This is a genomic window from Streptomyces sp. NPDC049887, from assembly GCF_040656535.1.
Lineage (GTDB): Bacteria > Actinomycetota > Actinomycetes > Streptomycetales > Streptomycetaceae > Streptomyces.
The window spans coordinates 12209-23355 of record NZ_JBFAMM010000028.1; the positions used below are offsets into that span (position 1 = coordinate 12209).

The 11147-nt window shown below is 70.8% G+C and carries 10 protein-coding genes; 6 read left to right on the plus strand and 4 right to left on the minus strand.

Annotated features, from left to right (window positions below):
* Positions 1-66 precede the first annotated feature (66 nt).
* The 3 genes from AB0J10_RS27575 (at position 67) to AB0J10_RS27585 (ending at position 2740) form a co-directional block, all read left to right on the plus strand.
* A complete protein-coding gene (locus AB0J10_RS27575; protein WP_363065171.1) occupies positions 67-789 on the plus strand; it encodes a ComF family protein in 723 nt (240 codons plus the stop codon).
* A 330-nt stretch (positions 790-1119) separates the two neighbouring features.
* Entirely contained in the window at positions 1120-1809 is a 690-nt protein-coding gene (raiA, locus tag AB0J10_RS27580; protein ID WP_363065172.1) for a ribosome-associated translation inhibitor RaiA, read from the plus strand.
* A 184-nt stretch (positions 1810-1993) separates the two neighbouring features.
* On the plus strand, positions 1994-2740 hold the full coding sequence (locus AB0J10_RS27585) for a response regulator transcription factor (RefSeq protein WP_363065173.1): 747 nt from the start codon (positions 1994-1996) through the stop codon (positions 2738-2740).
* A 30-nt stretch (positions 2741-2770) separates the two neighbouring features.
* Here AB0J10_RS27585 and AB0J10_RS27590 read toward each other — a convergent pair whose 3' ends face one another.
* Complete coding sequence (locus AB0J10_RS27590) at positions 2771-3934, minus strand: crosslink repair DNA glycosylase YcaQ family protein (protein ID WP_363065174.1); 1164 nt, start codon at positions 3932-3934, stop codon at positions 2771-2773.
* Between the two features lie 182 nt (positions 3935-4116).
* Positions 4117-4689, minus strand: a complete 573-nt coding sequence (locus tag AB0J10_RS27595; protein ID WP_363065175.1) for a GNAT family N-acetyltransferase — start codon at positions 4687-4689, stop codon at positions 4117-4119.
* A gap of 237 nt (positions 4690-4926) precedes the next feature.
* On the opposite strand from AB0J10_RS27595, the gene secA reads away from it, so the two are divergent.
* Positions 4927-7743, plus strand: a complete 2817-nt coding sequence (gene secA, locus AB0J10_RS27600; RefSeq protein WP_363065176.1) for a preprotein translocase subunit SecA — start codon at positions 4927-4929, stop codon at positions 7741-7743.
* A gap of 251 nt (positions 7744-7994) precedes the next feature.
* Here the strand turns inward: secA and AB0J10_RS27605 are convergent, their stop codons facing one another.
* Complete coding sequence (locus tag AB0J10_RS27605) at positions 7995-8468, minus strand: Rv3235 family protein (RefSeq protein ID WP_363065230.1); 474 nt, start codon at positions 8466-8468, stop codon at positions 7995-7997.
* Between the two features lie 270 nt (positions 8469-8738).
* Here AB0J10_RS27605 and AB0J10_RS27610 point away from each other — a divergent pair, with 270 nt between their 5' ends.
* Both AB0J10_RS27610 and AB0J10_RS27615 read left to right on the plus strand, forming a co-directional pair.
* The gene (locus AB0J10_RS27610; RefSeq protein WP_363065177.1) at positions 8739-9245 is read left to right on the plus strand and encodes a hypothetical protein; all 507 of its coding nucleotides are present in this window, start codon (positions 8739-8741) and stop codon (positions 9243-9245) included.
* A 151-nt stretch (positions 9246-9396) separates the two neighbouring features.
* On the plus strand, positions 9397-10059 hold the full coding sequence (locus tag AB0J10_RS27615; RefSeq protein WP_363065178.1) for an HAD family hydrolase: 663 nt from the start codon (positions 9397-9399) through the stop codon (positions 10057-10059).
* A 475-nt stretch (positions 10060-10534) separates the two neighbouring features.
* Here AB0J10_RS27615 and AB0J10_RS27620 read toward each other — a convergent pair whose 3' ends face one another.
* On the minus strand, positions 10535-11101 hold the full coding sequence (locus AB0J10_RS27620; protein ID WP_269730103.1) for a DJ-1/PfpI family protein: 567 nt from the start codon (positions 11099-11101) through the stop codon (positions 10535-10537).
* Between the last annotated feature and the right edge of the window lie 46 nt (positions 11102-11147).

Genomic DNA, 11147 nt, shown 5'->3' on the forward strand with positions numbered 1-11147 from the left:
CACAGGCGGGCCTCTTTGTCCACAGGTCTGGCCGGCGCCTGCCCGCGGCCGGGCAGAGTGGAGGCCATGAGGTGGTGGTGGCGCGAGATCTCGGGGCTGGTGCTGCCCGCGGTGTGCGCGGGCTGCGGACACGCCCGTACGTCCCTGTGCGAGGAGTGCGCGAAGCGGCTGGCGGGGCCGCCGGCGAGGGCGCGGCCGTGCCCGGAGCCCGCGGGGCTGCCGGTGGTGTTCGCCGCAGCGCGGTACGAGGGGGCGGTGCGGTCCGTGCTGCTGGCCCACAAGGAGCGGGGCGCGCTGGGTCTGGCCCGTCCGCTCGGTGCCGCGCTCGCGAGGGCCGTCCGCGCCGCTTCGCCGCACGGCGGAGCCGAAGGGGGGCCGCTGCTGCTGGTACCGGTGCCGTCGGCCGCCCGGGCGGTACGGGCACGGGGGCACGATCCGGCACTGCGGATCGCCGTGGCGGCGGCTGTGGCACTGCGGCGCGCGGGGACGTACGCCCGGGCCCTTCCGGCGCTGTGCCAGAGCCGGCGGGTGTCCGACCAGTCGGGTCTCACGGCCCCGGAGCGCCTCGAGAACATCACCGGGGCACTGGAGGTGGCCCCGTGGGCCGGGCGGGTTCTGGAGGCCCGCAGAACCGTACTGGTGGACGATGTGATGACCACCGGAGCCTCGCTGGCCGAAGCGGCGAGGGCACTGCGTGCCACGCTCTCCGGACACCTTTCCGAATGCACCCGAATGAGTGCCGCCGTCATCGCTGCTCCGCCTCTGTCGCTCGAAACGAGCCGGAACTGACAGGCGCGTTGCAACGTTGCAGGTGGTGAGGGCAGGAACGGCCACGAATGGACGTACGCGCTGGTAGCGGGTGCCGACAGGGGGCCCGGCGAGCTATGTTCGGTGGTGAGGCACGGTGAACGCCCTCCTTCATCGAATACATGGCCGAGTTGCGGTCAGGTGTTCCTGAAGTAACCCAGATCTTTGACATCGGTGGGGTGGCGATCTTGCCCATGGGGGAGGAGGAGGTGAAAGTCGCCAAGTCCGAGGCTCCGGTGCTCACCGGAGCCTGGTGCAAAAGGGAGATGCTCCGCAATTGAACAGCGGAGTGATCCGGGAACGGAGTTCTGCGTGGACATCGTCGTCAAGGGCCGCAAGACCGAGGTGCCCGAGCGGTTCCGCAAGCACGTGGCCGAGAAGCTGAAGCTGGACAAGATCCAGAAGCTCGACGGCAAGGTGATCAGCCTCGACGTCGAGGTGTCCAAGGAGCACAACCCGCGGCAGGCCGACCGTTCCGACCGCGTGGAGATCACACTTCTTTCGCGCGGCCCGGTGATCCGGGCGGAAGCAGCGGCAGGCGACCCGTACGCAGCGCTCGACCTGGCCACGGCGAAGCTGGAGGCACGGCTGCGCAAGCAGCACGACAAGCGCCACACACGCAGGGGCAACGGGCGGCTGTCGGCAGCGGAGGTCGCCGACGTCGTTCCGGGCGTGGCCCGGTTGAACGGGAGCGGCGAACCCGTCACCGCGGAATCGCCGGAATCCATTCCCACCACCCGGATGGGCTCGCTCGAGGTACAGGGCGAAGGACCCCTGGTGGTCCGGGAGAAGAACCACGTCGCCGCCCCGATGACGCTCGACCAGGCGCTCTACGAAATGGAGTTGGTCGGGCACGACTTCTATCTCTTCGTCGACTCCGAGACCAAGGAGCCAAGTGTCGTCTACCGGCGGCACGCCTACGACTACGGCGTCATCCACCTGAGGACCGACCCTCTCGCCGGAAGCGAGTCGAGCGGCGCCGGTGGTGCGCTCGGCGGCTGATCCCGTCATACGACGGTGCCCCTGGGAGCGCCTGTGCGCCCCCGGGGGCATCCTTGTGCCACCGCGGGATCGCCACACCGGCGCACGGGCATGGAATCATGGCGACCCGAGCCAACCGGTGCGCTGTGGACTGCGGTTGGCGGAACGCAGACCAACGCAGGCCACGGCCTCAGGGGGAGGAACCATGGCGGACAGCTTCGGCCCGGTGCACCGGGTGGGGGACGCCGGCGCCACGGGCGGCGCGGACGACACACAGGACGTGTCCCGCAAGGAGCCGATCCGGGTGCTCGTCGTGGACGACCACGCCCTCTTCCGCCGCGGGCTGGAGATCGTCCTCGCCCAGGAGGAGGACATCCAGGTCGTCGGGGAGGCCGGGGACGGCGCGGAGGCCGTCGACAAGGCCGCAGATCTGCTGCCCGACATCGTCCTCATGGACGTACGGATGCCGAAGCGCGGTGGAATCGAGGCCTGCACCTCCATCAAGGAGGTCGCCCCCAGCGCGAAGATCATCATGCTGACGATCAGCGACGAGGAGGCCGACCTCTATGAGGCGATCAAGGCCGGTGCCACCGGCTACCTCCTGAAGGAGATCTCCACCGACGAGGTGGCCACGGCGATCCGCGCGGTGGCAGACGGGCAGTCGCAGATCAGCCCGTCCATGGCGTCCAAGCTTCTCACCGAGTTCAAGTCGATGATCCAGCGCACCGACGAGCGCCGCCTGGTGCCGGCCCCCCGGCTGACCGACCGGGAGCTGGAGGTCCTCAAGCTGGTGGCGACGGGCATGAACAACCGCGACATCGCCAAGGAGTTGTTCATCTCGGAGAACACGGTGAAGAACCACGTCCGCAACATCCTGGAGAAGCTCCAGCTGCACTCCAGGATGGAAGCGGTGGTGTACGCCATGCGCGAGAAGATCCTCGAGATCCGCTAGACGATCCAGGGATCCGCAGGCGGCGCCGGCTCAGCCGAGGGCGGCGGCCAGGGGCGCCGCCAACTCCGGGCGGTCGACCCGCTCCACACGGACCGTGTCGCAGCCGACCCACTGGGCCGCCTCCAGCAGCGCCTGAGCCATCGGCCGGACCGCTTTCGGTGTCTCCAGCGAGACCTGCCTGGCGACCAGAGTCGTCCCCTCACGCGCGGGGTCGACCCGTCCCAGCAGCCGCCCGCCGGACAGCAGCGGCATCGCGAAGTAGCCGTGCACCCGCTTCTGCTTCGGGACGTACGCCTCCAGGCGATGGGTGAAGCCGAAGATCCGCTCCGTGCGCGCCCGCTCCCAGATCAGCGAGTCGAACGGCGAGAGCAGCGTCGTGCGGTGGCGGCCTCGCGGTTCCGCCGCCAGTGCCTCCGGGTCGGCCCACGCCGGCTTGTCCCAGCCCTCGACGCGGACCGGCACGAGTCCGGAGTCCTCGGCCACCGCGTCGAACTGCTCGCCCTTCAGCCGGTGGTAGTCCGCGATGTCCGCGCGGGTGCCCACCCCCAGCGACCGGCCCGCCAGCAGCACCAGCCGGCGCAGGCACTCCCGGTCGTCCAGATCGTCGTGGAGGACGGCATCGGGAACGGCCCGCTCGGCGAGGTCGTACACCCGCTTCCAGCCGCGCCGCTCCATGCACACCACCTCTCCGTACATCAGCGCCCGCTCGACGGCGACCTTGGCCTCCGACCAGTCCCACCACGGGCCGCCGTTCTTCGCCCCGCCCAGCTCGGTGGCGGTCAGCGGGCCCTCGTCGCGCAGCTGGTCGACCACCCGCTCGTACGCTCCGTTGGGCAGGTCGTGGTACCACTGCGGACGGGCGCGGTAGGCGCGGCGGCGGAACGCGAAGTGGGGCCACTCCTCGACGGGGAGTATGCAGGCCGCGTGCGACCAGTACTCGAAGGCATGGCCATCGGTCCAGTAGGCACGCTCGACGGTCTTGCGGCCGACGGCGCCCAGCCGGGCGTAAGGAATCAGCTCGTGCGAGCGCGCCAGCACGGAGATGGTGTCGAGCTGCACGGCGCCGAGGTGGCGCAGGACACCCCGCACACCGCCCCTGCGGTCGGGGGCGCCGAGGAACCCCTGGGCCCGCAGTGCGATACGGCGGGCCTCGTCGGCGGACAGTTCGGCAACTGCGGGCGGCGCGGTGTTCATGCTCCGCACCCTAGAGGGCGCCACCGACAGTCGCCGCGTGCCGCGGATCCCGGCCCGGCCCCCCGCGGAGGTGGGGACCGGGGCGGCGTCCCACGCGTCTCGGCATGCGGATGCCGCTGTCGTACCTCACGCCCTCGCCGGCAGCTGTCGTACCTCACGCCCTCGCCGGCAGATGTCGTACCTCACGCCCTCGCCGGCAGATAGGGAACGGGGCACGGCAGCCCCAGATCCGAGGGGAGCAGTGAGGCGACCCAGCAGTCCCGCAGGGTGCCCCGGCCGTGGAAACCCGCGCGCTGGACGCCCTCGACGGTGAACCCGGCCTTCTCGGCAACGGCGCGCGAGCCCGAGTTGCCCACCTCGGCGCGCCATTCCAGCCGGGTGCAGTCCAGCCGTGCGAAGGCCCAGCGGGCCATGGCGAGCGTCACCTCGGTCGCGTAGCCGCGGCCACGGTGCTCCTTGGCCGTCCAGAAGCCGATCTCCCAGGAGCCCGAGCGCGGATGGTGCAGGCTCGTGGAGGCGATCAGGGCGCCGCCCTCGCGCGGACGCACCGACAGGGTGTACTCGCTGTCGTCGCGCCAGCCCGCGGGCACGGTGACCTGGATGAACTCCTCGGCGTGCCGCAGTTCGTAGGGCGAGGGGACCGGGATCCAGCGCTGGATGTCGGGGTCCTGACATGCGGCGCGGACCTCTTCGGCGTCCCCCGGGGTGAAGGGGCTCAGCCGCAGCCGGTCGGTGGTGAGGGTGATGGGCTCCATGACCGAATTCTGGTCACTCTCCGTCGGCACTGCGAACACTTTTCGAGATCAGCGGCACTTTCCGGGTCTCCCGCACGTTCACCGGACACGCGGCAGTCGTCCCCGGGGCACTGCGGCTCTCCCGGCGTGGCACCGTCCTCGCTTACGATGGCCGATGCGGTGGGGACCACCTGCCGCGCCCGTGCCAGTGTCCATACGACCCAGTGCCAGGCCCGACCGGCAAGGAGACCAACCTCAGTGTCCGTCTTCAACAAGCTCATGCGTGCAGGCGAAGGCAAGATCCTGCGCAAACTGCACCGCATCGCGGACCAGGTCAACTCCATCGAGGAAGACTTCGTCGACCTCTCCGACGCCGAGTTGCGGGCCCTCACCGACGAGTACAAGGAGCGCTTCGCCGACGGCGAGAGCCTGGACGACCTGCTGCCCGAGGCGTTCGCCACCGTCCGTGAGGCCGCCAAGCGCGTTCTCGGCCAGCGTCACTACGACGTCCAGCTGATGGGCGGCGCCGCGCTCCACCTGGGCTACGTCGCGGAGATGAAGACCGGTGAGGGCAAGACCCTCGTCGGCACGCTCCCGGCGTATCTGAACGCGCTGTCCGGCGAGGGCGTGCACCTGATCACGGTCAACGACTACCTGGCCGAGCGCGACTCCGAGATGATGGGCCGTGTGCACCGGTTCCTCGGTCTGAGCGTCGGTTGCATCCTCGCCAACATGACGCCCGCGCAGCGCCGCGAGCAGTACGCGTGCGACATCACGTACGGCACGAACAACGAGTTCGGCTTCGACTATCTCCGCGACAACATGGCCTGGTCCAAGGACGAGCTGGTCCAGCGCGGACACAACTTCGCGATCGTCGACGAGGTCGACTCCATCCTCGTCGACGAGGCCCGTACGCCGCTGATCATCTCGGGCCCCGCCGACCAGGCCACCAAGTGGTACGGCGACTTCGCCAAGCTGGTGAAGCGCCTGAACCGCGGCGAGCCGGGCAACCCGCTGAAGGGCATCGAGGAGACCGGCGACTACGAGGTCGACGAGAAGAAGCGGACCGTCGGCATCCACGAGTCCGGTGTCTCGAAGGTCGAGGACTGGCTGGGCATCGACAACCTCTACGAGTCGGTGAACACCCCGCTCGTCGGCTACCTGAACAACGCCATCAAGGCCAAGGAACTGTTCAAGAAGGACAAGGACTACGTCGTCATCGACGGCGAAGTCATGATCGTCGACGAGCACACCGGCCGTATCCTCGCAGGCCGCCGCTACAACGAGGGCATGCACCAGGCGATCGAGGCGAAGGAAGGGGTGGACATCAAGGACGAGAACCAGACGCTCGCCACGATCACCCTGCAGAACTTCTTCCTCCTCTACAACAAGCTCTCCGGCATGACCGGTACGGCCATGACCGAGGCCGCCGAGTTCCACCAGATCTACAAGCTGGGCGTCGTCCCGATCCCGACCAACCGGCCCATGGTCCGCAAGGACCAGTCGGACCTGATCTACCGCACCGAGGTGGCCAAGTTCGCCGCCGTGGTGGACGACATCGAGGAGAAGCACCGCAAGGGACAGCCGATCCTCGTCGGCACCACCTCCGTCGAGAAGTCGGAGTACCTCTCCCAGCAGCTGCTCAAGCGCGGCATCCAGCACGAGGTCCTCAACGCCAAGCACCACGAGCGCGAGGCCGTGATCGTGGCCCAGGCCGGCCGCAAGGGCGCCGTGACGGTCGCCACGAACATGGCCGGCCGCGGTACTGACATCAAGCTCGGCGGCAACCCCGACGACCTCGCCGAGGCGGAGCTGCGCGGGCAGGGCCTGGACCCGGTGGAGCACGTCGAGGAGTGGGCCGCGGCGCTCCCGTCCGCGCTGGAGAAGGCCGAGCTCGAGGTCAAGGAGGAGTTCGAGGAGGTCAAGTCCCTCGGCGGGCTGTACGTCCTCGGCACCGAGCGGCACGAGTCGCGGCGCATCGACAACCAGCTGCGCGGCCGGTCCGGCCGCCAGGGAGACCCGGGCGAGTCCCGCTTCTACCTCTCCCTCGGTGACGACCTGATGCGCCTGTTCAAGGCCCAGATGGTCGAGCGCGTCATGGCCATGGCCAACGTTCCGGACGACGTCCCGATCGAGAACAAGATGGTGACGCGCGCGATCGCGTCCGCCCAGTCCCAGGTCGAGCAGCAGAACTTCGAGACGCGGAAGAACGTCCTGAAGTACGACGACGTGCTCAACCGGCAGCGCAAGGTCATCTACGCCGAGCGCCGCCGCGTTCTGGAGGGCGAGGACCTGCACGAGCAGATCCGTCACTTCATGGACGACACGATCGACGCGTACATCCAGGCCGAGACCGTGGAGGGCTTCGCGGAGGAGTGGGACCTGGACCGGCTGTGGGGCGCCTTCAAGCAGCTCTACCCGGTGAAGGTGACCGTCGAGGAGCTCGAGGACGCCGCGGGCGACCGGGCCGGTGTCACCGCCGAGTTCATCGGCGAGACGATCAAGGACGACATCCACGAGCAGTACGACGAGCGCGAGAAGCAGCTCGGCTCGGACATCATGCGCGAGCTGGAGCGGCGCGTGGTGCTGTCCGTCCTGGACCGCAAGTGGCGCGAGCACCTCTACGAGATGGACTACCTCCAGGAGGGCATCGGCCTGCGCGCGATGGCGCAGAAGGACCCGCTCGTGGAGTACCAGCGCGAGGGCTTCGACATGTTCACCGCGATGATGGACGGCATCAAGGAGGAGTCCGTCGGCTACCTGTTCAACCTGGAGGTCCAGGTCGAGCAGCAGGTCGAGGAGATCCCCGTCCAGGACTCCGCCGAGCGGACCTCGCCGGCGAAGGAGGACGCGGTGCCCGCCGGCGCCGGCCGTCCCGAGATCCGGGCGAAGGGCCTGGACGCCCCGCAGCGTCCGGACCGGCTGCACTTCTCGGCGCCGACGGTCGACGGCGAGGGCGGCATCGTCGAGGGCGACTTCACCAACGGCGACGCGGCCCGCTCCGAGTCGGACGGCATGACGCGCGCGGAGCGCCGCAAGGCGCAGAAGAGCGCGGGGCGCCGCCGCAAGAAGTGATGTCGCGGCGATGAGCGGGCCGTGGGGCCGGACACCGGAGGGTGTCCGGCCCCACGGGCGTTGCCGGGCGTTGCCGGGCGTTGCCGGGCGTTGCCGGGCGTTGTGATCTGCGGGCGCGGCGGCGCGCGGCCCGGCGCCCGGCTTCGGGCCGGGCACGGCCTGGCCGTCCCGGCCCCCGGCGTCCTCCCGGCCCCCGGCGTCCTCCCGGGCCGCCGGGGCTCTGCGCGTGCCGGCCAGGACCCCGCCGGCGGTCAGACCCCGGCCGTGAGGCGTTCGCCGCCGAGTTCCACGGCCGCGCAGCGCCAGCGGAGGTCGGGGCCCTGTTCGAGGCGGAAGGCCATGGCACGTACCTGGTCGCCCGTGGTGATCCGGGCGAACGCCTCGATGACGCCCGGCCGAGGGACGTACTCGTCGCAGTGGCGCAGGACGGGCCGCAGCCCGTTGGTGCTGAGCGGAGCGCCGGGGGCGAGCCGGACGAGCTGTTCGTAGGCGCGGCCGATCGTGTGACCGAGCATCCAGTGGACGGGCCGGTGGCCGCTGAGGACCGCGAGCAGCCGTTCCGCGAACCAGTAGCGGGGGAGGCGGGAACGGCCGCCCGCGGAGGCCCGCGGGCCGGCCGACGCGGGTCGTCGAGGTGCCCGGCGCCCGGGCCCGCGGCCGTCGTGGCGATTCCCGGGCCTCGTCCCCGTGTCCGTCCTCGGCGTCCCCGGCGAGGTGTGCTGCATGGCGGTCGCCCCTTCGATACTCACAAGTAACTTCTCGGTGGGGACCTTGTACGGGGGGATGGGCGGCGGCCGCAACGACCTCGGCGTCCCGGGAGAGGGCTGCCGAGATTCACCTATCAGGGTGGTGGACGGACTCCGAGGCCCGGAACGGCAAGGTTCGGAGGCCGTCCCGGTCATCCGAGGTCGACGTCAGGGAGGGGCCGCGGGGCAGCCCGAAAGGGTACTGCGCACGTATCCTTGGGTGCTCACCCGACGACGAAAGCGGCCACCATGCGCGTCTACGTTCCCCTGACCCTCCCCGGTCTCGCACAGGTGCACAAGGCGGGCGAGATCGGGCCCGGGCCGCTGACCGCCTACGCGGTGACGCCCGCCCTGCGCGAGTGGTACGTCTCCGACGACATCGAGGAGCTGGAGTACGCCGCGCTGAGCCGCGCCGCGGCGGCTTCGCTGCGGGCGCTGGCAGGCGACCCCGGGACACCGCGCCGCCGGGTGGTCGTGGCCGTCGACGTCCCGGACAACGCCGCGATCGCGGACCCGGCGGCGGGGCTCGGGTCGGCCTCGCTGGGCGAGGTGCGCATCGCGACCGCGGTGCCGTTGGCGAAGGCGGCGTCGGTGCACGTCGACTCCCAGGAGGCGGAGCGGGACGTGGCCGCCGCGGCGGACGCGCTGGGCGCGGCGGACCACGGCGACGACGACGCTCAGTTCGTCGTGGACGGAGCGGAGGACCATGAGCTGCTCTGGTACGGGGTGCAGGAGATTCCCGGCCTCGTCCACTGAGGCCGGGCGCGCTCCCGCCGCCTGCGTACCGGGCGCCCCCGGCGGGTCCGGCCGCCCTGCTGCGGCACCCACCGCTGCTCCCGGCCCCCCGGTCCCTTCGGTGCCCGCGTACGTCGATGGCTGTCGGACCCGGCCGGTACCGTTGCCTGCCATGGGGAAGCACAGCGCACACGTGGTCTGGGACTGGAACGGCACACTCCTCGACGACATCCACACGGTCATCGAGGCGACCAACGCGTCGTTCGCCGAGATAGGGCTCGACCCGATCACGCTCGAGCGCTACCGAGAGCTGTACTGCGTGCCGGTGCCCCGGTTCTACGAGCGGCTGATGGGCCGCCTGCCCACGGACGAGGAGTGGGCCGCCATGGACGCGGTCTTCCACAAGCACTACTGGCGGCTGGCCGAGACCTGCCTGCTCACCGTCGGGGCGGCGGAACTGCTCGCCGCCCGCCAGGCGGAGGGCCGCACGCAGTCGCTGCTGTCGCTGGCCCCGCACGAGCACCTGATACCGATCGTGCGGCGCCACGGGATCGAGGAGCGCTTCGTACGGGTCGACGGCCGCGTGGGTGCCTCCCACGCGGGCAAGGCGGAGCACATGGTCCGGCATCTGGCCGCGATGGAGCACGTTCCGCCGGAGCGGATCGTGGTCGTCGGCGACGCGGCGGACGACGCGCTCGCGGCGGCGCATGTGGGGGCGAAGGCGGTGCTGTACACCGGGGGCTCGCACAGCAGGGCGAGCCTGCGGGCGGCGGGCGTGCCGGTCGTCGACAGCCTCGCGGAGGCGGTCGAGGTCGCCGAGGAACTGGTGGGGTAGCCGCGGGGCCCTCGGGCCCTCCCTCCGGTCCTCGGGCCCTCCCTCCGGCCGTCCGGTCCTCGGGCCCTCCCTCCGACCGTCCGTCCTCGGGTCCTTCTCCGGCAGTCCATGCGACGACCTCGCCGACCTCTAGGGCGATCGCACCGGCCCGTACCGCCGCACCCCCTCGCGCGGCCACGTGGGCGCAGCCCCGCGCACACTCCCACCCGGGACCCGCGTCCGATCGGACGCGGGCCCGGGCAGACGCGGGCCCTGGGAGGTGCCGGCACGGGACCCGGCCCGGTGGCGCGACAGAGCACCCGGGCCGTCCCGCGATCCGGGGCCCGTGCACGGTGACGCGATGCACACAAGGACGCGATGCCCACAAGGCGGAGAGTCGTCCTGCCGGGCGCGGTCGGGATACCGGGCGCGTTCGGGCGGTTCGGCCATGTGGCGAGGCGCCGCGGCTGTCGTCGTGTGCCCGCCGGGACGGCTCTCAGCCCAGGGGCGCCTTCGCCCGCAGCACCTGGAGGAACTCGCGCATCCAGGCCGGGTGGTCGGGCCAGGCCCGGGAGGAGACCAGGGTGCCGTCCACGACGGCCTCGGTGTCCTGGAAGGAAGCACCGGCGGCCTGCATGTCGAGTTCCAGCGCCGGGTAGGCGGTCACCCTGCGGCCCGTGAGGCTGCCCGTGGCCGCCGTCAGCAGCGGGCCGTGGCAGATCTGCGCCACGGGCTTGTCCGCGTCGAAGAAGGACTTGAGGATCTTGCGGAGCTCCGGGTCGTTGCGGAGGTACTCGGGAGCCCGCCCGCCCGGGATGACGATCGCGGCGTAGTCTCCCGGGTCGACCTCCGAGAACGCCAGGTCGGCCGGCCAGGTGTAGCCGGGCTTCTCGGTGTACGTGTCGAAACCGGGTTCGAAGTCGTGGACGACGAACTGGAGCTTCTTGCGCGCGGGGGCCGCGACGTGGACCTCGTAGCCCTCCTCGCGCAGCCGCTGGTACGGGTAGAGGACCTCCAGGGACTCGGCTGCGTCGCCGGTGACGATCAGGATCTTCACGCTCATGGCTACTGCTCCCTGTATGGATTTGTCGGCCTTGGGCCCTTCAAGG

Excerpts from the sequence above, each read along its gene's own strand:
- AB0J10_RS27590 (WP_363065174.1), bottom strand. The coding sequence starts at position 3,934 with ATGAACACCGCGCCGCCCGCAGTTGCCGAACTGTCCGCCGACGAGGCC.
- AB0J10_RS27575 (WP_363065171.1), top strand. The coding sequence starts at position 67 with ATGAGGTGGTGGTGGCGCGAGATCTCGGGGCTGGTGCTGCCCGCGGTG.
- AB0J10_RS27615 (WP_363065178.1), top strand. The coding sequence starts at position 9,397 with ATGGGGAAGCACAGCGCACACGTGGTCTGGGACTGGAACGGCACACTC.
- AB0J10_RS27585 (WP_363065173.1), top strand. The coding sequence starts at position 1,994 with ATGGCGGACAGCTTCGGCCCGGTGCACCGGGTGGGGGACGCCGGCGCC.
- AB0J10_RS27620 (WP_269730103.1), bottom strand. The coding sequence starts at position 11,101 with ATGAGCGTGAAGATCCTGATCGTCACCGGCGACGCAGCCGAGTCCCTG.
- AB0J10_RS27605 (WP_363065230.1), bottom strand. The coding sequence starts at position 8,468 with ATGCAGCACACCTCGCCGGGGACGCCGAGGACGGACACGGGGACGAGG.
- AB0J10_RS27595 (WP_363065175.1), bottom strand. The coding sequence starts at position 4,689 with ATGGAGCCCATCACCCTCACCACCGACCGGCTGCGGCTGAGCCCCTTC.
- AB0J10_RS27610 (WP_363065177.1), top strand. The coding sequence starts at position 8,739 with ATGCGCGTCTACGTTCCCCTGACCCTCCCCGGTCTCGCACAGGTGCAC.